General features: G+C 29.0%; 20 protein-coding genes. 17 read left to right on the plus strand and 3 right to left on the minus strand.

Going from position 1 to position 19,383, the window contains the following annotated elements; genetic code table 11:
* Window positions 1-16 precede the first annotated feature (16 nt).
* A complete protein-coding gene (locus GCL57_RS13195; protein WP_161597765.1) occupies window positions 17-1,204 on the plus strand; it encodes a glycosyltransferase in 1,188 nt (395 codons plus the stop codon).
* A gap of 26 nt (window positions 1,205-1,230) precedes the next feature.
* On the opposite strand, the gene GCL57_RS13200 is transcribed toward GCL57_RS13195, so the two are convergent.
* From GCL57_RS13200 to GCL57_RS13210, 3 genes are read right to left on the minus strand one after another with little or no spacing between them, the layout of a single operon-like run.
* A complete protein-coding gene (locus GCL57_RS13200) occupies window positions 1,231-2,151 on the minus strand; it encodes a UbiA family prenyltransferase (RefSeq protein ID WP_152213828.1) in 921 nt (306 codons plus the stop codon).
* Window positions 2,152-2,167: 16 nt separating this feature from the next.
* On the minus strand, window positions 2,168-4,183 hold the full coding sequence (locus GCL57_RS13205) for a hypothetical protein (RefSeq protein WP_152213829.1): 2,016 nt from the start codon (window positions 4,181-4,183) through the stop codon (window positions 2,168-2,170).
* A gap of 1 nt (window position 4,184) precedes the next feature.
* Entirely contained in the window at window positions 4,185-4,871 is a 687-nt protein-coding gene (locus GCL57_RS13210; RefSeq protein WP_152213830.1) for a class I SAM-dependent methyltransferase, read from the minus strand.
* 344 nt (window positions 4,872-5,215) lie between these two features.
* On the opposite strand from GCL57_RS13210, the gene GCL57_RS13215 reads away from it, so the two are divergent.
* The 16 genes from GCL57_RS13215 (at window position 5,216) to GCL57_RS13290 (ending at window position 19,367) form a co-directional block, all read left to right on the plus strand.
* Window positions 5,216-5,542: a hypothetical protein gene (locus GCL57_RS13215; RefSeq protein WP_152213831.1), complete on the plus strand. Its 327-nt coding sequence runs from the start codon at window positions 5,216-5,218 to the stop codon at window positions 5,540-5,542.
* A 36-nt stretch (window positions 5,543-5,578) separates the two neighbouring features.
* Window positions 5,579-5,779 carry a transposase gene (locus GCL57_RS15225; RefSeq protein WP_152213968.1) on the plus strand — a complete coding sequence of 67 codons (201 nt, stop codon included), beginning with the start codon at window positions 5,579-5,581 and terminating at the stop codon, window positions 5,777-5,779.
* Between the two features lie 425 nt (window positions 5,780-6,204).
* The gene (locus tag GCL57_RS13225; protein WP_152213832.1) at window positions 6,205-7,974 is read left to right on the plus strand and encodes an ABC transporter ATP-binding protein; all 1,770 of its coding nucleotides are present in this window, start codon (window positions 6,205-6,207) and stop codon (window positions 7,972-7,974) included.
* Between the two features lie 43 nt (window positions 7,975-8,017).
* Complete coding sequence (locus GCL57_RS13230; protein ID WP_152213833.1) at window positions 8,018-9,253, plus strand: class I SAM-dependent methyltransferase; 1,236 nt, start codon at window positions 8,018-8,020, stop codon at window positions 9,251-9,253.
* Window positions 9,250-10,356 carry a DegT/DnrJ/EryC1/StrS family aminotransferase gene (locus GCL57_RS13235; RefSeq protein ID WP_152213834.1) on the plus strand — a complete coding sequence of 369 codons (1,107 nt, stop codon included), beginning with the start codon at window positions 9,250-9,252 and terminating at the stop codon, window positions 10,354-10,356. Before GCL57_RS13230 ends, GCL57_RS13235 begins: the two co-directional genes overlap by 4 nt.
* Window positions 10,357-10,434: 78 nt before the next feature.
* Window positions 10,435-11,190: a methyltransferase, TIGR04325 family gene (locus GCL57_RS13240; protein WP_152213835.1), complete on the plus strand. Its 756-nt coding sequence runs from the start codon at window positions 10,435-10,437 to the stop codon at window positions 11,188-11,190.
* Entirely contained in the window at window positions 11,187-11,933 is a 747-nt protein-coding gene (locus GCL57_RS13245) for a formyltransferase family protein (RefSeq protein ID WP_152213836.1), read from the plus strand. The genes GCL57_RS13240 and GCL57_RS13245 overlap by 4 nt, the downstream gene beginning before the upstream one ends.
* A 4-nt stretch (window positions 11,934-11,937) precedes the next feature.
* On the plus strand, window positions 11,938-13,080 hold the full coding sequence (locus tag GCL57_RS13250) for a DegT/DnrJ/EryC1/StrS family aminotransferase (RefSeq protein ID WP_211363265.1): 1,143 nt from the start codon (window positions 11,938-11,940) through the stop codon (window positions 13,078-13,080).
* A gap of 3 nt (window positions 13,081-13,083) precedes the next feature.
* Window positions 13,084-13,503 (plus strand): sugar 3,4-ketoisomerase, encoded by a 420-nt coding sequence (locus GCL57_RS13255; protein ID WP_152213837.1) that lies wholly within the window; start codon window positions 13,084-13,086, stop codon window positions 13,501-13,503.
* Complete coding sequence (locus GCL57_RS13260) at window positions 13,500-14,432, plus strand: SDR family oxidoreductase (RefSeq protein ID WP_152213838.1); 933 nt, start codon at window positions 13,500-13,502, stop codon at window positions 14,430-14,432. The genes GCL57_RS13255 and GCL57_RS13260 overlap by 4 nt, the downstream gene beginning before the upstream one ends.
* 24 nt (window positions 14,433-14,456) lie before the next feature.
* Window positions 14,457-14,996 carry a dTDP-4-dehydrorhamnose 3,5-epimerase gene (gene rfbC / locus GCL57_RS13265; protein WP_152213839.1) on the plus strand — a complete coding sequence of 180 codons (540 nt, stop codon included), beginning with the start codon at window positions 14,457-14,459 and terminating at the stop codon, window positions 14,994-14,996.
* Window positions 14,977-15,999 carry a UDP-N-acetylglucosamine 4,6-dehydratase (inverting) gene (pseB, locus tag GCL57_RS13270; RefSeq protein WP_152213840.1) on the plus strand — a complete coding sequence of 341 codons (1,023 nt, stop codon included), beginning with the start codon at window positions 14,977-14,979 and terminating at the stop codon, window positions 15,997-15,999. The genes rfbC and pseB overlap by 20 nt, the downstream gene beginning before the upstream one ends.
* A 74-nt stretch (window positions 16,000-16,073) precedes the next feature.
* Entirely contained in the window at window positions 16,074-16,691 is a 618-nt protein-coding gene (locus GCL57_RS13275; RefSeq protein ID WP_152213841.1) for a cytidylyltransferase domain-containing protein, read from the plus strand.
* 56 nt (window positions 16,692-16,747) lie between these two features.
* Window positions 16,748-17,725, plus strand: coding sequence for a sugar nucleotide-binding protein (locus GCL57_RS13280; RefSeq protein ID WP_152213842.1), 978 nt, complete (start codon window positions 16,748-16,750; stop codon window positions 17,723-17,725).
* A gap of 38 nt (window positions 17,726-17,763) precedes the next feature.
* Window positions 17,764-18,813, plus strand: coding sequence for an N-acetylneuraminate synthase family protein (locus GCL57_RS13285; RefSeq protein WP_152213843.1), 1,050 nt, complete (start codon window positions 17,764-17,766; stop codon window positions 18,811-18,813).
* The gene (locus GCL57_RS13290) at window positions 18,810-19,367 is read left to right on the plus strand and encodes a GNAT family N-acetyltransferase (protein WP_152213844.1); all 558 of its coding nucleotides are present in this window, start codon (window positions 18,810-18,812) and stop codon (window positions 19,365-19,367) included. Before GCL57_RS13285 ends, GCL57_RS13290 begins: the two co-directional genes overlap by 4 nt.
* The last annotated feature ends 16 nt before the right edge of the window (window positions 19,368-19,383 follow it).

A 19,383-nucleotide genomic window follows, 5' to 3' on the forward strand; every position in this document is an offset into this window, starting at 1 on the left:
AAAAAGGCATACACTTTTGCAACAAAAAATATTATTTATAATTGGAACATTAGAAAGAGGAGGAACTGAAAGACACTTAAGTTATATATTGCCTCTTTTAAAAAAAAATAATTGGGATGTTTCTATAATTACATTAACGAACAAAAATTCTTTATTGCCAATATTTGTAAATGCTCAAATTCCTGTTCTTCAACCAAATATATCTTTTCTGAAATTCAAAAGTAAATTGCCTAAATTAATTGGAAAGATTGTATTTATAATATATACAATCCTAAGGCTTTCCAATATATTTAAAAAAGATAAAAATGCTATTTTGCACTTTTTTTTACCTGAATCCTATATACTAGGCTTAACAGCAGCAGTACTTATACAACATAAATCTGTCACCGTTATGAGTAGACGCTCTATGAATGACTACTTTTCTAAAAAACCTTTATTCAAATGGATAGAAAGTAAATTACATAAAAAAATATTTTTTGTATTGGGAAATAGTAAAAAAGTAGTAGATCAATTGGTATTTGAAGAAAAAATTCCTTCATTTAAGGCTGGATTAATTTATAATGGCATTGAAGATAGAAGAGAATTAAGAAACCCAAATACAGACAATAATATTATAATTATAACTATAATTGCAAATTTAATTTATTATAAAGGTCACGAAGATTTACTTAAAGCACTGAGCAATATTAAAAATAAAATATGTAAAAATTGGATACTTAATATTGTAGGTGCAGATCCTCAAAACAGAGCTGAAGTACTTAAAAAATATTCAATTGATTTAAAAATCGATAAGCATATTACTTGGCATGGTGAAATAGATAATATTGAAAATATTTGGAACACAACTGATATTGGAGTCTTATGTTCCCACCAAGAGGGTTTTTCAAATTCAATAATTGAAGCAATGCGCTCTAAAATTCCAATGGTTGTAACAGATGTTGGAGGAAATGCAGAAGCTATTATTCATAATGAATGTGGACTTGTTGTGGAAGCTCAAAATCCTGTTGCGTTAGGAAATGCTATTCTCAAACTAGCAAATAATTCTATTTTAAGAAACCAATTCGGAGAAAATGCGCGAACCAGATATTTAGAAAACTTCTCCATTGAAAACTGTGTGCAAAAGTATGAAAATGTTTACAAATCATTAGCAGTAAAATCATATCCTGAAAGAGAAAATTCTCTTGAAATAAAGCGAATTTATTGAGCATAATATCTTATATATTTTATAGTTTATAAAGAATAAATTGCACTACTAAAAACTATTATAAAACAAAACCAAGAAAACTTATCTTTTAATGAAAAAATGACGGGATCTTCATTAACAAGACCTCTGACTGAAAGAAGCCAAAATCTCGAAAACCAGAATAATAATAATGGCATAATAAACCATAATCTCTCAGAATGATTATAAATAACGCTAACATTTTCAGAATTTAAATATAACGATAATGTGACGACTGAAGATATTGAAGATGTTATTCCAATTACTAAGACAGGTATTTTATCAATTATTTGATAGGCTCTACCTGGAATAAAATCTGTATTTTCATTGATTTTAGAAATCTCAATATATCTCTTAGCAAGCGAGAGTCCAAAGAAAAAGAAAACTGAAAAAATGAGTAACCAATTTGAGACTGCGATACCTGTAGCAATCCCACCAGCAAAAACACGAAGGGTATAAAAAGTCATTAAACAAAATGAGTCCCAAAGTAATATACTCTTAAAATGAAAGGAATAAGCAAGATTTAAAATATAATAAAAAATCACAATAAATAAAAAATGAACTCCAATATAAGTTGAAATAAAAACACTGAACAAAAGAAATAAACACAAAGTTATAATCCCATTTGAAATTTTTATTCTTCCTGAAGCTAAGGGTCTATTTTTTTTTGTAGAATGGGATCGATCATTTTCCAGATCAGTTATATCATTTAATATATATACTGCCGATGCAGCAAATGAAAATGCTAAGAACGCTAAAATAGCCTGAAAAAAAAGTTGAATTTCTAAAATTCGATGACTTGCCAGAATAGGTAAGAAGATAAGAAAATTTTTTGACCAGTGAGCAACACGAATTAACTTTACATAGTCTTTTAAATTTGCTCTATTACACTCAACTACTTCAATTTCTTCCATAGATTTTTCTGACATATTTTAACCTCACCTCTTATGTTTTAATTTGATTACTTACTCTTTTAATTTGAGTATTATAAATATATATGAGCATATTAGATAAGAAAAACGAATATACAATATAAGTAAGAATCCATGATAAAGCTGTATATCGATCAAAATTAAGGTAAAATAATGAAGGTAAATGAAGACCAAGTGCAGAAATAGCAATTATTCTTATATTCAGTGGAAAAAATTTCCGAAAATTTAGAATGGATAATAATAGTATAAATATACAAATTAAATTAAAAAATCTATAATCTAACCAACGACTTAAATGCTCAAATATTTTATAAATCTCATATTTATTTGGAGTAAATTTTAATATGTTATAAATTTCACTTAAATATTCCTTAGGTGAAATGATCAAATTTTCTTTAATTCCGACTGATGATGTAAATAATACAAATTTTCTCCCAAAATATAAATTATGGAATAAAAATGTAAATATAAAAATATTTCCAATAAAGTATGGTAAAATTAATTTATATTTTTCATGCTTAATAATATGAAAAAATAAAAAAGTTTGCACAATTGTAAAACAAATTATATAATTTGGCCTTAAAAAAACTGATAGGCACATAAGAAAAGAACTATAAAAAACAAATTGATTATTTAACTTTTGCTTTGTAAAAATTCTTATATTCAATAGAAGTGCAAAAAGCAAAAGAGTGTTTGCAGCTGTTTCAGAATATCCATCTATAGAATAAGAATACTGAGAAGCAAAAAGCCCATCCCGAATTGGTCGCAAGAAAAGTATAAGAAATAGAGCAAGAGAAATGAAAGAAACCCTATTTTTAAAAAATTGTAATTCTTTTAGTATTAAATACAATGAGAACATAATTGCTACAAAGAAAAGATATGAACCAAATATTCTAGCTCCGAAAATATATGAAAATAATGCTTTAATATATCGCATACCAGGTTGATAATAGTATATAGATTCATTTCCTTTAAATACGTTGTAGAAATCACCTTCTTTAAAATATTTTGCAATATCTATTCCCCATGATTCATAGGTTAAAGAATCACTTCCGCCATCATAAACTGGATAAATATCAAAATAGGTAAATTGATTCGAACCAAATAATAATAATGATATTATTATTGAAAATATAAAATAATATCTCTTTGAATTGAAAATTGAATATATTAAGGTAATAAGAAAAATTAAACTCAAAAATTTAAACAAAAATTCGTAAAATAAAGCAAAATTTGATTTTTCAAACCATATTCTATACTCCCCGGCGTCTTGAAATACTCCAAGCCATATTTTTTTACCTATATACTCATCTGTAATTTTTACGCATTGAGCTGAAGATTCATTATGGCTATTGTCAATTAATTTATTTTTTACCTCACTGTATAAATTCATTTTTCCATTATAACAAATTTTACTTCCAATAGAATTAGAATCAAACTCATAAAAAACATAAAATGGAATACTATTCCTTTTTATGTTTTTAGGCTCTTGAGAGTACCAATTATAATGTAAATTATTAATACTTAAGTGAAACTGTTCTAAGTTTGAGTAATTAAATCCATCAACAACTCTGGAGTATTTTGCATTTTTTAAGAGATTATCTGATGAAAATGAATAACTTTCATTTAAAATATTGCTAAAACTCCAACATCCCCATGAGTCTTTTTTGCACCAAGACTCTTTAGGATATAACTTAAAAAAATCACTCCTCATTTTTTCACGAAATTCGATCGGTAAATATAAGTATTCATCCTCTTTACTTTGGTTTGATATTAAAAAAGGTTTATGACCTTCTTGTATTTCAATCTGAGGAATAAAGGATTGAAGTATTTTTACAATTACAAAAATAAAAAATAATTTTAAAAATTTTCTAGAATCAATTTTAAAATCGATTAAATAAAATAAGAAGAAAAAAATTGTTATAATTAAAAAAGATGAGAATAAATTAACAGGAATTCCCAAAATTAATAACATCATTACAAAAACAAATGACACTTTTATATAGTTACTATTTAATATTTTTATCATTCTATTTCTCAGCTAAAATTACATAATGGCTATATAAATAAGTTCTTATTTTTAACTTTTTCTTAACTTTAAAGCCAGACTTAATTATTAAATATTCTGCATTATTAAGTGATATTTCATTACCAATTTCTTTTGAAATAATTAAATCATGAATTTTATTAAAAATAAGAAAAAATCTATCTGCAGCATCTATATCTTTTAGCATCAATGTAGACCCTGAAGACATTGAGTTATATATATTTTCTAAGAACTTCTCTCCTTTATTTTTTTCAATATGATGAAAAACATCAATCATTACAATTGTACTGAAATTTTTTATACATTCAGGAAAATCACCTCCATCGTACATCTCAACTTGAAATGATTTATTTAAATTTAAGCTTGAAATATATGTTCTGGCAGAATTCACTAGTCTAGGTGAAATTTCAATTCCAAAAATCTCTTTTGGATTCTTAAATTTCAGTACGAGAGCCATAAAAAGTCCCATACCACAACCAATTTCAAAGACTTTTGAATTATTATCAATTAAGTTAAGAATCTTCTGAAATGGACATATATAAGGTCTAAAATTTATTTTCAGTTTTTCTAGAAAAGAAAACTTATTTTGACTAGAAGAACTATTTAAAAATTTAACTATATTTTTATTTTTTAATTCTATATTTTCAAAATTTTGTACTAACTCGGGCATTTATTGACTCCCAGTATATTTCTTCTATAAATCGATCGATTGATTGATTATTTAAATAAATTTAATGCCACTTTATAAATTTGTCAATACATTAAGTTATCATCTGCTTCTATCTAACTGGATCAATTTGTTACAATAAACGGATCCACATAAATTACATATTAATGCTAGTTCGACGTAATAAATTGAAGTTAAGCAGATTTTGAAGAAATATTTGATAAAAGAAAAAAGATAGGGCTTCCTTAAGTCAACAAAATAAAGGAGCCACAATGAATGATACTTTATTGAAGATATTTATTTTTAGTTAAACTTTGCAAAAATTTTGAGATGTCCTGGAAAAAATTTTGTTAGATTTTAAAAATGAGAATTCACGAAATAGAAAATCAGAGTTATGTTTGAGTGAACTGATGATCATACTTTTATGCATTCATCTTGGCGATTTTAAAAGTTTTAAATCGTATTACATGTTTCTCATAAAATATTTCAAATCAGAATTTCCAAATTTAGTTTCATACACGAGAATTGTAGAATTAAAAAATACTTGTGCTGTTCCATTGCTTCTTTTGCTTGAGGTTATTTCTGCATCATGTGATGGAGAAAGCTATATAGATTCAATTTATTTGGCAATTTGTCACATTAAAAGTGAGTATATCCATATAGCTTTTAATTGAATAGAAAGAGAAAGAAAATCAATAGTGGATTGATTTATTGGATTTAAATATCATACGATTTTTAGTAAATTTGGATATCTCATTTCTTTTTCATTAAAACATGCAAATTGTGATGACAAGAAAGCTCTTAGCAATATATTTTCTAAAATATTTGCTGCCCGTGGTTATATTGGAAAACCATTTTTTCACCACATGAAAGATAAATTATCGAAGAATAATATGTTGATGATTCCTTAAACCAAAGTGTTGTTATTATGTAAAAAATTATCTACTATCAGACCTAGGATATGAGACTTTTGTTACTAGTTTTGAAAATTTGGAAAAAAAATAGTTTATTTATTGAAATTAAATCAAATTAGCCTTATCATAGGTATAACTTTTATCTAGTTCAGTTATCTATGTGATTTTTTTGCATATTTAAAAAGCATTTCTTAAATTTACTTTTAGAACTTGACAAAATTAAAAACGAGATTGAGAATATTACCTAGAATTTAATTGTTTTAGAGTCACTTTACGTAAGCATTATTCTACAATGAATTTAATCTTGGTTATTTCACCCGGATTGCGGTAGCATTTGAAAAATATACTTGTTGGAAAATTACAAAAATGAAGCTAAATTCAGATAGAATACTTTTAGTTATTAAAAGAACTAAAGATTCTCTATGCTAATAACAGTAATACCTTCAAACATATCTGCCTTAAAAAAAATACGAAGTATCCTAACGCGAGAAGAAAAACTGAAATGGCTTATTATTGTGGCTTTTACAGTATGTCTTTCTATTTTAGAAGTTATAACAGCTTCTGTCATAGTGCTATTTGCACAAGTCTTAATTCTTCCCGAAAAAGGCCAATATTATTTATCTAAAATTGGCCTACATGATCAAATATCGCAAAGCCAAAGCATTTTATATATTGCAATCCTTTGTGGCTTAACGTATTTTATTAAAAATTTTTTTGCAGCCATAGATGCTTTTCATTTAAATTTTTCTATTCAAGAAATGAATTATAATTTTAAAAATAAAATGCTACATCGTTATGCTCAGTCAGATTATGCATCTTATATTTCTAAAAACTCAATGCATGGATACAATGTTGTATCTGGCGATGTTGAGTTGATGTTTAATAACGCAATGCTTGCTATTGCAACTTTGCTTTCAGAAGGAATGATATCTTCTTTTCTTATTGCAATGGTTATTTATATGAATCCACCGCTTGCTATCATTATATTTGGCTTTGGTGTGTGTGTTTGGTTATCCTTAAGTAAGGGATTATTGCCGCAGTTCTATAGATGGGGCAAAAGGACTCAAGAGTCTGCTTTATACAGTAGCCAAAATTTGCTCCAATTTTTTCACGCATTCAAAGAGATTGCACTTTTAGGAAAAAGAGATTCTTTTGTAGATGCATATAAATTCTATTCAAAGAATCAATCAAAACTTCGCGCCGTACAATCCACCACAAATGCCCTCCCAAGAATGATTATTGAAGTTATTTTTGTTGGTTTATTTGTATTTTCAATTGTTTTTTTATGTATGAGAAATGAAAACTCAAACCAATTGATTGGTGTTTTGGGTGGGTATCTTTATGCAGGTTTTAGGATTATGCCTGGTTTAAATAGGATCATTAATCAACTCAATGTTTTTAAATCTTCTATTCCGAGTATAGAACGAGTTTATTCTGAATATAATACAGTTGTTTCAAAAGAAAGCTATTTAGATATTAAAGATTTTTCCTTTAATGAATCGATAAGTTTAAATAATTTATTTTATTCATATCCAAATACAAAAAAAAATGCTCTTATTAATATCAATTTAATAATTAATAAAGGTGACTGCATTGGCATAATTGGTGAAACGGGCTCAGGAAAATCAACGCTATCAGACATCATTTTAGGTTTTTTAAAACCGACAGATGGAATCATTTTAATTGATAAAAAATATCCTGTGACTTCATTACAATGGCATAATATAATAGGATATGTCCCTCAATCCATATATTTAATTGATGATTCTATTGAAGCAAATATTGCCTTTGGTGAAACAAGTGAAAAAATCAACTCTAGCAATCTCTCAGAAGCCATAAAAGCATCACAATTATCAAAATTTATAGACAATTTACCAAATGGAATTAAAACATTTGTGGGGGAGCGTGGCGTAAGACTGTCCGGAGGTGAACGACAACGCATTGCAATAGCACGTGCGTTGTATAGAAATCCAGAAGTACTTATTTTTGATGAAGCAACTTCTGCTCTTGATAACGAAACGGAAGCAAAGCTTATAGAAACAATTCATAATGTAAGTAAAAATAGAACGGTAATTATGATTGCCCATAGATTAACTACCCTTAAAAATTGTGACAGGGTCATTGTTTTAAAATCTGGTATTATTGAAAATGAATTAAGCTACAAAGAGTTAATCCATCAGGCAGTTATATAATAGATAAAATTCTTTGTTTTATGAAATTATCGGGAGCTAAAAAATGAAATGTAGGGTATGTTCTAAAAACATAGAATCAATTATGTCCTTTGGTTCCATGCCAATTGCAAATGGATTTTTAAGTTTAGATAAATTTAAAAATGAATATTTTTTCGAATTAAATACTGCTTTTTGCATGAATTGCAAAATGTTTCAACTCGTAGATCAACCCGACCCTAAAATGATGTTCCATGACAGCTATGCTTTTTTTTCTAGTACATCTAGAAAAATGGAAGAATATTTTAAAAATGTTGCTGAACATTTTATGAATAATTATCTTAGAAATACAGAAAATGCTTTTGTAATTGAAATAGGTTGCAATGATGGTATAATGCTTAAGCATATTTCAAATCGTGGAATTAAGCATCTTGGAATTGAACCTTCTTCTAATGTTGCTGAAGTCGCTAAACAAAATGGCGTGAATGCAATCACTTCTTTTTTTAATGAAGAAACAGCTGCATATATTCTTGAATCCAACAATCATGCTGATATTATTTTTGCAGCAAATGTAATGTGTCATATTCCAGATATACATTCAGTAGCCCGAAGCGTTAATTTATTATTAAAGGAAAACGGAATATTTGTTTTTGAAGACCCCTATCTTGGTGATGTTTTGCAAAAGACTTCCTATGATCAAATTTACGATGAGCATGTTTATCTTTTTAGTGTACACTCCATTACAAATGCATTTGGCTTAAACAATTTAGAAGTTTTTCATGTTGAACCGCAGTTAACACATGGTGGCTCTATGCGTTATTATTTATGCCGCAGAGGAAGCAAAGATATTAATATTTCAGTAACGAAACAGCTTAAGAAAGAAAAAGAATTAGGATTGGATAAATTTCAAACGTTCCAAAAATTTAAATTAAATTGTGAACAAAATAAAAATGATTTGATAAAGCTACTTAATAAATTGAAAGAAGATGGGAAGCGTGTTGTAGGATATGCTGCAACCTCTAAAAGCACAACTATTTTAAATTACTGTGGAATTGATTCATCTTTAATTGAGTATATCAGCGATACAACACCTATTAAATACGGAAAGTTTACCCCTGGTAGCCATATACCAGTAAAATCATATGAGGAGTTTAAAAAAGACAAACCTGATTATGCTGTTTTATTTGCTTGGAATCATTCAAATGAAATCTTTGAAAAAGAATGCGACTTTTTAAAGAATGGAGGCAATTGGATAGTCTTTGTACCTGAAGTTAAAATACTTAACAAGGAAACTTATTCATGAACCATCAAAATAAAATTTTCTGTAGTAATCCACAAGCACAATTTTCTAGTTACAGAGAAGAAATTCTTGAAGCAATTTTAAAAGTTTGCGAAAAAGGAACCTATATTCTTGGTGAAGAAGTTGAAGGTTTTGAAAGTGAATTTGCAACATATCACAATACCAAATTTTGTATTGGAGTCGGAAGCGGAACTGATGCTCTTACGTTAACATTAAAAGCATTTGATATTGGCGCAGGAGATGAGGTTATTACAGTATCACATACAGCTCTAGCAACATCAGCAGCTGTGTTGTTAGCTGGAGCCACTCCAGTCCTCATTGATATTGAAGAAAATTATTACACACTAGATCCTTATAAAATTGAAGCCGCAATCACTTCAAGAACAAAAGCAATTATTCCAGTGCATTTATATGGGCAACCGTGTGACATGGATCCTATTTTAGAAATTGCAAAAAAAAATAATTTACTTGTGATAGAAGATTGTTCTCAGGCCCATGGCGCAACTTTTAAGGGAAGAAAAGTTGGCACACTTGGAGATGCGGGTTGTTTTAGTTTTTATCCCACTAAGAATTTGGGTGCACTGGGTGATGCAGGTGGCATTATTACAGACAACGAACACTTACAAATGAGAATTAAGCAAATACGCCAATATGGTTGGAATTCAAAGCGGATTAGCCAAGAGCCTGGTTGCGTTTCTCGATTAGACGAATTGCAAGCAGCTGTATTACGTGTAAAATTAAAACACCTCGATTCTAATAATGCAAAGCGCAATTCCATTGCTCAAGAATATGAAATGAAATTAAATAAATCACATTTAATTCTTCCAAAAATTCGACTGGAATGTGAACATGCTTTTCACCTTTATGTTGTCCGTTCACAAAAACGAGAACTATTAAAATACGATCTTGCAGAAATTGGAATTGAAACTGGAATCCATTATGCTTATCCAGTGCATAGACATCCTGGATATTGTGATAAAATTAGAATTTCACAAGAGGGACTAGAAAGAACAGAAAAGATTGTTCAAGAAATTTTAACATTGCCAATATATCCTGAGTTTGAATCAGATAATATTTTTAAAATGAATGAAGTACTACATTTTTGATAGAACTCAATTTAATTTAATTAGATATGAAACGAATATATAATTTTAAAATCTTTAATTTATAGAAGTATAATAGAGATGAATCAAATTAATAGTGTTTGGGAAGGTGTTTTTAAAAGCTTTGAAGAAGCTGAAGGTGACTTAGATGCATTTGATTCAGATATATGGATAAATAAACAGAAATTACGAGTTACTGAAGGGATGCAGAAGTATAGAAACAAAATTTTTCATTCAAATGAATATCCTCTTTCCATAATGATAGCAACAATTCTATCCCAAAATGAATCATTAAAAATTTTAGACTTTGGAGGAGGAATGGGACTGCAATATTTAGAATTAATTGCTACAGTCCCAGATGCTATGGAAAAAGTAGAGTACTATATAGTTGATGCTAAAAAATTGATTGAAAATAGACCTAGAGATCTAAATATATTTAAAAAGTTATACTTTTTTACTAGTATTGAAAATATAAAAGAAAATATAGATATTATTCATATTGGAAGTACATTACAGTATATTGATGACTGGCGCAATCTATTAGTTATGTTGAATGCAAAGCATTCTCCATATTATTATGTATTTTCAGATATTTTAGCCGGCAATATACCAACTTTTATTAGTCATCAGATTTTTTATAATAAAAAAATACCGATTAGACAAATAAATATAGATGAATTCAGAAATTTTGTTTATAGTTTATCATTTAAACTAATATATCTAGTAGATTTTCAAGTTCCAATTTTAGGAAACTATGAATTGCCTAATTCGTCTCTTCCTGAAAATTATAGATTAAAACATTCTTGTAATATGATTTTTAAAAAATTATCTTTATGAAAAATTTAATTTTTGTTTCTAAATATATAGGACTAGAGTGTTTAAAGTTCCATCTTGAAAAATATATAAATGATTATAATTATATTGTTGTAAGCGATCCAGAAAAAGAACAAATTATTAATTATCTAAAAATAAATAATATTCAATATATAGATATTGATAATTTTTCTATTAATAACTTAATGAATGAAAAGTTTGATTGGCTTTTAAATTTATGGGGAGGATACATATTTAAGCATGATATATTAGAGAGAGTTCATAACTCCTTAAATATACATCCAAGCTTTTTACCATTTGGCCGAGGCAGAGATCCTGTTGTTTGGGCTATACGTAATAGAAGTCCTGCAGGGGTTACATTGCATGAAATAAATAATCAAGTTGATGGTGGAGATATCTGGTATCAAGAAGAAGTGCCTTATACCCTACCAATCACAGGAAATAATTTATATCAAAAGGTAATAAATTCTTGTATAACAATTTTTAAAATCCACTGGCCTAAAATTAGAGACAAAAAATATATAAAAAGACAACAGGATACCCACAATCTACCCACATTTAAAAGAAAAGATTTATTTAGTGATCAAATTATTAATTTCAAAAATCTAAATTCTGAACAAATAGATATAATTTTGAAAATACTCGCACATGATTTTGATAAAAATTATTCCGCATTATTAATAATAGATAAAGAAAAGTTTAAAATCAGGTTTCATTTGGAAAAAGTTGATACTGAAGGAATTTAAATCTATGCAAAATGATATTTTTATGGCTGGCCCTTGGATTACAGATTTTGAAGAAAAATTTGTTTTAGACGCCTTAAGAAATGGCTGGTATGGTAAAAATGCATATGCCTATGTAGAAAAATTTGAATATGAATTTGCAAATTATCATGATCGTAAATATTCATTAATGACACCAAACTGCACAACTTCAATTCATTTACTACTTGCTGGCCTTGGAATACAAGATGGTGACGAAGTCATCGTTCCGGAATGCACTTGGATTGCAAGTGCCGCACCAATTACTTATCAGCGTGCCACAACAGTATTTGCAGATATCGATCCCATAAATTGGTGCATAGATCCAATTGCTATGGAAGAAAAAATCACTTCAAAAACAAAAGCAGTTATAGTCGTTGATTTGTATGGCAATATGCCAAATATGGATGTTTTACAGTCTATTTGCGATAAGCATCAAATATATTTAATTGAAGATGCTGCTGAATCTCTAGGGTCAAAATTCAAAAATACCCGAGCTGGAAAGTTTGGTATTGCATCGGTATTTAGTTTTCATAGAACGAAAACAATTACTACTGGTGAAGGCGGAATGCTTTTAATGGATGATGAAAATCTTTACAAACGATGCAAATTTTTAAGAGATCATGGAAGAGCACCTGGAACTTATTTTAATACGGAAATTACCTTTAAGTATATGCCATCTAATTTAGCCGCTTCACTTGGATATGCCCAATTTTTAAGAATTGAAGAGCTAGTAGCTAAAAAAAGATGGATCTGGCAAAAATTTAAAGAAAGTTTTATTGATCTTCCTGATATTTATTTAAATCCTGAACCAGAAGGTGTTGTAAATAGTGTATGGTGTACGGCTCTTGTTTTTGGAAAGTCGCACTCGGTCACTAAAGATTATGTCATGAATGAATTAAACCGATTAGGATTGCCATCCCGTCCTTTTTTCTATCCCCTGACTTCGCTTCCTGCATTTGGTTCAAAATCTGAAGAGGGTCGTATAAATAGTCCTATAGCATATGATATTTCCGAAAGAGCAATAAATCTACCATGTGCATTTAATGTGAATGAAGAACAAATAAAGCTCATAAGTGAAACAATAAAGTTAGTATTAAAAAATGTTCACAAAAATATGGTGAATAAATAAAATATGCAAAAAGAATTAATGGGAATAAATACACTCCAATTGATTACATTTCCACTATATGATGTTAAAAGCTCATTTCTTGTAGTTTTTGAAGGAGGAATTAATATTCCATTTCAAGTGCAACGCCTTTTTATAGTTAAATCGCAAGAAAAAAGTAAAAGAGGTTATCATGCGCATAAAGAATGCTCTCAATTACTTATTGCCCTTAACGGTGAATGTCTGATTACTTGTGATGATGGAAATGAAAGAAAAGAATTTCTTTTAAATAAACCCTCTGAAGGTCTTTTAATTCCTCCTACAATATGGGCCGAACAGGATTATTCTTTTGACGCAATTCTTTTAGTATTAACCGATAAGTTTTATAATGAAAATGATTACATGCGTGACTATAATGATTTTTTAACTTTTCGAGGGGTTATATGAAGATAGTTGTGACAGGTGCTCTAGGACATATTGGCTCAAGACTAATTAGAGAGCTTCCCAAACATTTTGACTTTCTTGAAGTAATCATTATTGATGATTTGTCCACACAACGTTTTGCAAGCCTTTTTAATTTACCAAAAAATGTTCATTATAGAATGATTGAAGGCAAAGTTCAGAATATAGAATTAGATAAAATAATTTTAGGAGCAAAGTGCCTTATTCATTTAGCAGCTACGACAGATGCATCGGGGACAGCTGATAAGCCTGAAATGGTACATAAAAATAATTTAGAATCAACACGGGCTGTTGCAAATGCATGTCTCAAAAATAATATCCCTATTATATATCCTTCCACTACAAGTGTATACGGTTCACAAAGTTCACTTGTTGATGAAGAATGTACAGAATTATTTCCACAAAGTCCTTATGCAGAATGCAAAATAAGTGAGGAAAATTTATTAAAAGATTTGTTTAATATTGGCTTAAGGGGAATAATTTGTAGATTTGGAACCATCTATGGCACTTCTCCAGGGATGCGATTCCACACCGCGGTCAATAAGTTTTGTTGGCAAGCTGTGTTAGGCCAGCCTATTACAGTATGGGAAACGGCATTTCATCAAAAAAGGCCTTATTTAGATCTTAAAGATGCCGTAAATTCTTTTATATGGATCATTAAAAATGAATTGTACAATGGGTATATAATGAATGTAGCAACTTACAATCACACTGTAAATGAAGTGGTTGATGCTATTCAAAAGAATATTCTAAATATTCAAATTGAATATGTGCAACACAAAATTATGAACCAGCTTTCTTATGAAGTCTCTTCTACTCGATTTTTAAATACTGGGTTTAGCTTTACAGGAAAACTGGAAATAGGAATACTTGATACCATTTCTTTATTAAAAAATACGATTAGTAAATTTTAATAAATTAAAATGAAATATTAAACAATGAAATTAAATAAAACTGGATTTGATGATCTATTATTAATAGAAGTAAATTTTTTTTATGATTTTCGAGGGAGTTTTTTTGAGTCTTGGCGTGAAAATGAATATAAAAAGCTAGGAATAAATGAAGTATTTATTCAAGATAATATCTCTATTTCAAAAAAAAATATCTTAAGGGGGCTTCATTTTCAAAAAAATCAAGGTCAACTTGTTACTGTTGTCCATGGAAAAATTTTTGATGTGGCTGTAGATCTAAGACCAAATTCAAAAACATATAAAAATTATTTTTCTATTGAGTTAAACTCCAAAAACCCCAAACAACTTTACATGCCACCAGGTTTTGCTCATGGCTTTTGTGTTTTAAGCGATCTTGCAATCATAAATTACAAATGCACTCAATATTATAATAGTAAAGATGAAGGAGGGATTATTTGGAATGACCCCTCAATAGATATTAAATGGCCGCTTAATGACCATATAATTTCTGAAAGAGATTCATCATTTCCTAAATTAGGACACAACTATGACAGAATATGCACTTAAAAACTTTCTCATTAGAAAACCTGATCTTACAAATAAAACAATTTTTATTACAGGTGGAACAGGATCTTTTGGAAATAAAATTGTTGAAACACTCATAGCACAATATGAACCTAAAAAGTTAATCATTTTCTCTCGTGATGAGTTAAAGCAATATGAAATGGCTCAGAATTTTCCCGAAAATAAATATAAGTTTATGAGATATTTTATCGGTGATGTTCGTGATTATAATCGTTTAGAAATGGCTTTAAGAGGGGTCGATATTGTTATTCATGCAGCCGCTTTAAAACATGTACCCATAGCTGAATACAATCCATATGAATGTATACATACAAATGTCATTGGAGCAGAAAACATTGTACGTGCTTCTTTAAGAAATGGTGTTCAAAAAGTCATTGCCCTATCTACTGATAAAGCAGTCAGTCCCATTAATTTATATGGAGCTAGTAAGCTTGCTGCAGAAAAAATATTTGTTGCTGCCAATAATATCCGGGGTTCCGATCCTACTATTTTTTCTGTGGTACGTTATGGAAATGTCGTAGGTTCTCGAGGAAGCGTTGTTCCTTTTTTTAAGAGACTTTTATCTGAAGGAGCAGAATCTTTACCTATTACAGATTTAAAAATGACGCGCTTTTGGATTACCTTACAGCAGGGGGTGGATTTTGTATTATCAAATTTATCATTAATGCAGGGTGGCGAAATATTTATTCCAAAAATTCCAAGCATGAAAATAACGGATCTTGTGGATGCCATTCAACCAGGAATAAAATCACATGTTATTGGTATTCGTTCTGGTGAAAAATTACATGAATGGATGCTGACATCCGATGAAGCTCTGCAGTCCATTGAATTAAATGATCGCTACATTATTTTACCATTTGCTGTTAAAGGTTGGGCTAATAATAGTATTGATTTTATTCCAATATGTGAGCGTTTTGTTTATTCCAGTGAAACAAATACAGAATGGATTGATACACATCAACTCAACTTAATGATTGAGTCTTAAAATAAAAGCAAATATAAATAATTTTATTATAAAATACTTATAGTCAATAAAAATCATCTTAGGATTTTAGATTTATGAAGAAAGTTGTCATAATTCAAGCACGAATGACTTCCACACGCCTTCCTGGAAAAGTTATGCTTCCTTTAGGAGATAAAACTGTGCTTGGGCATGTATTTATGCGCTCCTGGAATATTAAAGGTATTGATGAAGTTTGTTGTGCAATACCTGAAGGTGTAGAACATGATATATTAGTTTCAGAATCTCATAAATACAATGTAACAGTATTTCGAGGTTCAGAAAAAAATGTTTTAGAACGCTATTATTTAGCAGCAAATTTTTTAAATGCTCAAATAATCATGCGAATTACAAGTGACTGTCCTTTAATAAATCCAGAAGTCTGCAGTAATGTTCTAGAAACCCATATAAAAACTAGTGCAGAGTATACATGCAATAACTTGCCACCAACTTGGCCTCATGGGTATGATTGTGAAGTATTTGGTTATAAACAATTAAAAGAAGCCTACCAAAACGCAGTTGAATTATACGATTTAGAGCACGTTACTCCTTGGATGAGAAGAGCTTATAATGTAATTAATGTCCCAAATCCTGAAGGCAATTTTTATAGCCAAAGAATAACTTTAGATACACCTGAAGATTATTTTAATATCAAAAATATTTTTAATACTTTGTAATAAAAATATTTTTTCAAATTAAAATTAATAATAGATCTAAAAAAGGAATTCTTTAAATGCTAAAGAGATATTCTTTTATAGTAAAAACTGAACCTAAAGAAAGTCAAAGTGGAAAAATCCTGTTAATAGGATCAACAGGTTTAGTTGGAAGTAACCTAATAAGTCTTTTCAATTCAGAAGAAATAATACACGTCTCTAGGCATCATAAGAATTGGCTAAATTCAAATAATATTTTTCAACTACAAAATGATGTTTTTTTAACACCTGAAAAGCTTTTTACTTACGCTAATTATACATCTTGCGTTATTTTTTTAGCATTTCCAACGGACCTTGATGAATTAGAAAAGCTAAATGACGAAAAGCAAAATATTTTTGTTAATTCTTTTTATCATTTTGTTAATTTTTTTTCAAATCATCAAGTACCTATATTGTTTGCATCTACTGACGCAGTATTATGGGGGGTTAACCCGTTGCTGCGTAGTCCTAACACTCCACCAGTAAATCCACTAAATGTATATGCAAAATTAAAAATTCGATGCGAAGAAATTATATTAAACAATGCGGGTAATGATTCTATTATTATTAGAATAACCCCAATAGGATTTCATCCTTTTGAACCTTCCCATGGTTTTTTAGGGAAAATGTGCTCGCTTATTCGTAATCAAAACATAGAGGGCTATTCTAACAATGAAATTACTCCTATATCGGTAAATCAGCTCGTAAAATGGATTTACGATTGGGCAAAAACCTTGAGAAAAAAGCAGGTCTATCTAGATAAGATTTATCATTTGTGTTCACAAGACTCTATCTCAAAATATGAACTACTATTAACTGTTCTTAAAAATTATAAGAAAGAAAAAGAGCTTATAAAAACTCAAATGAAAACAAATACCTTAGCAAAAAGGGCTATAAATCAATGTTTAATTCCAACTATAAATGATAATACACCATTTTTCAAGACGAAAGAAGTAATTGAAAATATTCTAATACAAGCTTATAATATAAAGTATTATAGAAATAATTTTTCCAAATAAATATTTTTAACTATTCATGGCTATAAAACGGAGACTGTATGTTTGATAAACTCATTAAAATTGGAAGGTATGATATTTCAATAAATAATCCGACTTTTTTAATTGCTGAAATTGGTAGTAATTTTGACGGTTCTTTTGACAGAGCAAAGAAACTTATTAAAGACGCAAAAGATTGCGGAGCTCAGGTAGCAAAATTTCAATCATTTAAAACCGAAAAAATTATCAGCGCAAATAATTTCGGAAAATCTTCTTTCCAAAAAAACTGGGATCAAAGCGTTGGTGAAGTATATAAATCTGCTGAATTTCCCCTTGATTGGATGCTAGAACTTAAACAATATACAGAAGAACTAGGATTGGAATTCATGTCATCTCCTTATGATTTAAATGCTTTAGATGAATTGGTAAAAATTGGAGTTTCATGTATAAAAATTGGTTCAGGCGAGATTAGCAATCCTGAGTTTCTTAAATTAGCTGCTGAAACAAAGTTACCCATCATACTTGCAACTGGCGCAGCTTCACTATCTGAAATAGATGAAGCAATGAATATTTTCGACAAATCAAGAAATTCTAAAATAATACTTCTTCAATGTATTACTCAATATCCAACTCAATTTCAATATGCGAATATCAGAACAATTGAAACATATAGACAAACATATGGATGTATTGTTGGTTATTCAGATCATACACCAGGTTTAGCTGTTCCTTTAGGATCAGTTGCTTTAGGAGCTCGAGTTATAGAAAAACATTTTACAGATGATAAAAGCAGAAAAGGTCCAGATCATCCATTTGCAATGGATCTATTAGACTTTAAAGAAATGTCAGAACAAATTCGAAATTTAGAAAAAGCATTAGGAAACTCTTGGAAAAAAATAGAAGCATGTGAAGAAGAAACAATTATACTCCAACGAAGAGGCCTTGTTACTACTCAAAAAATTTATAAGGGTGAGCCGATAACAAAAGAAAACTCTACGTTGCTCAGACCACAAAAAGGAATTTTACCAAAGGATGTTCAAAATGTACTTGGTAAAATGTTAAATAAAGATCTTGATGCAGAAACCCCCATTCGTTGGGAGGATATAACATGATTTCAAATGGAAGTATTTATTTATTACCTCTCGAAAAAGAAAACCTGCAACAGCTCCAGCAATGGAGAAATAGCAATGATTTTAGAAAATATTTTCGAGAATTTAAAGAACTTAGTATGGATCATCAAGAAAGATGGTTTACTAAAATCCAATCTCTCCATTCTAATGATTTTATGTTTGGAATTTATGATAAAAAAAATTCTGAACTGATCGGTGCATGCGGCTTATGTTCTGTTCACTGGATATATCGAAATGCGGATTTGTCTTTTTACATTGGAAAGGACTCTCTCTATGCTGACCCTTTATATGCAAAAGATACTGTATTATCATTAATAAAATTTGCCTTTAATGATCTTAATTTAGAAAAAATTTGGTGTGAAATATATGAAAATGACGAAAAAAAAATAAATATATTAAGTCAAATAGGGTTTAGCAAAGAGGGATTTTTAAGACACAGTTCTTATAAAAATGGTAAATATATTAACAGTTTTTATTTTGGAATTTTAAAAAATGACACAATCAAATCTGAAGATAATCATCTAAATAAAGATTAAATTAACTCAATAGGCA

The sequence above is a fragment of the Fluviispira multicolorata genome (assembly GCF_009208585.1).
Lineage (GTDB): Bacteria > Bdellovibrionota_B > Oligoflexia > Silvanigrellales > Silvanigrellaceae > Silvanigrella > Silvanigrella multicolorata.

What these genes read in the sequence shown, in the direction of transcription:
- GCL57_RS13200 (WP_152213828.1), bottom strand. Translation starts at nt 2,151, where the DNA reads ATGTCAGAAAAATCTATGGAAGAAATTGAAGTAGTTGAGTGTAATAGA.
- GCL57_RS13205 (WP_152213829.1), bottom strand. Translation starts at nt 4,183, where the DNA reads ATGATAAAAATATTAAATAGTAACTATATAAAAGTGTCATTTGTTTTT.
- GCL57_RS13210 (WP_152213830.1), bottom strand. Translation starts at nt 4,871, where the DNA reads ATGCCCGAGTTAGTACAAAATTTTGAAAATATAGAATTAAAAAATAAA.
- GCL57_RS13225 (WP_152213832.1), top strand. Translation starts at nt 6,205, where the DNA reads ATGCTAATAACAGTAATACCTTCAAACATATCTGCCTTAAAAAAAATA.
- GCL57_RS13230 (WP_152213833.1), top strand. Translation starts at nt 8,018, where the DNA reads ATGAAATGTAGGGTATGTTCTAAAAACATAGAATCAATTATGTCCTTT.
- GCL57_RS13235 (WP_152213834.1), top strand. Translation starts at nt 9,250, where the DNA reads ATGAACCATCAAAATAAAATTTTCTGTAGTAATCCACAAGCACAATTT.
- GCL57_RS13240 (WP_152213835.1), top strand. Translation starts at nt 10,435, where the DNA reads ATGAATCAAATTAATAGTGTTTGGGAAGGTGTTTTTAAAAGCTTTGAA.
- GCL57_RS13245 (WP_152213836.1), top strand. Translation starts at nt 11,187, where the DNA reads ATGAAAAATTTAATTTTTGTTTCTAAATATATAGGACTAGAGTGTTTA.
- GCL57_RS13250 (WP_211363265.1), top strand. Translation starts at nt 11,938, where the DNA reads ATGCAAAATGATATTTTTATGGCTGGCCCTTGGATTACAGATTTTGAA.
- GCL57_RS13255 (WP_152213837.1), top strand. Translation starts at nt 13,084, where the DNA reads ATGCAAAAAGAATTAATGGGAATAAATACACTCCAATTGATTACATTT.
- GCL57_RS13260 (WP_152213838.1), top strand. Translation starts at nt 13,500, where the DNA reads ATGAAGATAGTTGTGACAGGTGCTCTAGGACATATTGGCTCAAGACTA.
- rfbC (WP_152213839.1), top strand. Translation starts at nt 14,457, where the DNA reads ATGAAATTAAATAAAACTGGATTTGATGATCTATTATTAATAGAAGTA.
- pseB (WP_152213840.1), top strand. Translation starts at nt 14,977, where the DNA reads ATGACAGAATATGCACTTAAAAACTTTCTCATTAGAAAACCTGATCTT.
- GCL57_RS13275 (WP_152213841.1), top strand. Translation starts at nt 16,074, where the DNA reads ATGAAGAAAGTTGTCATAATTCAAGCACGAATGACTTCCACACGCCTT.
- GCL57_RS13280 (WP_152213842.1), top strand. Translation starts at nt 16,748, where the DNA reads ATGCTAAAGAGATATTCTTTTATAGTAAAAACTGAACCTAAAGAAAGT.
- GCL57_RS13285 (WP_152213843.1), top strand. Translation starts at nt 17,764, where the DNA reads ATGTTTGATAAACTCATTAAAATTGGAAGGTATGATATTTCAATAAAT.
- GCL57_RS13290 (WP_152213844.1), top strand. Translation starts at nt 18,810, where the DNA reads ATGATTTCAAATGGAAGTATTTATTTATTACCTCTCGAAAAAGAAAAC.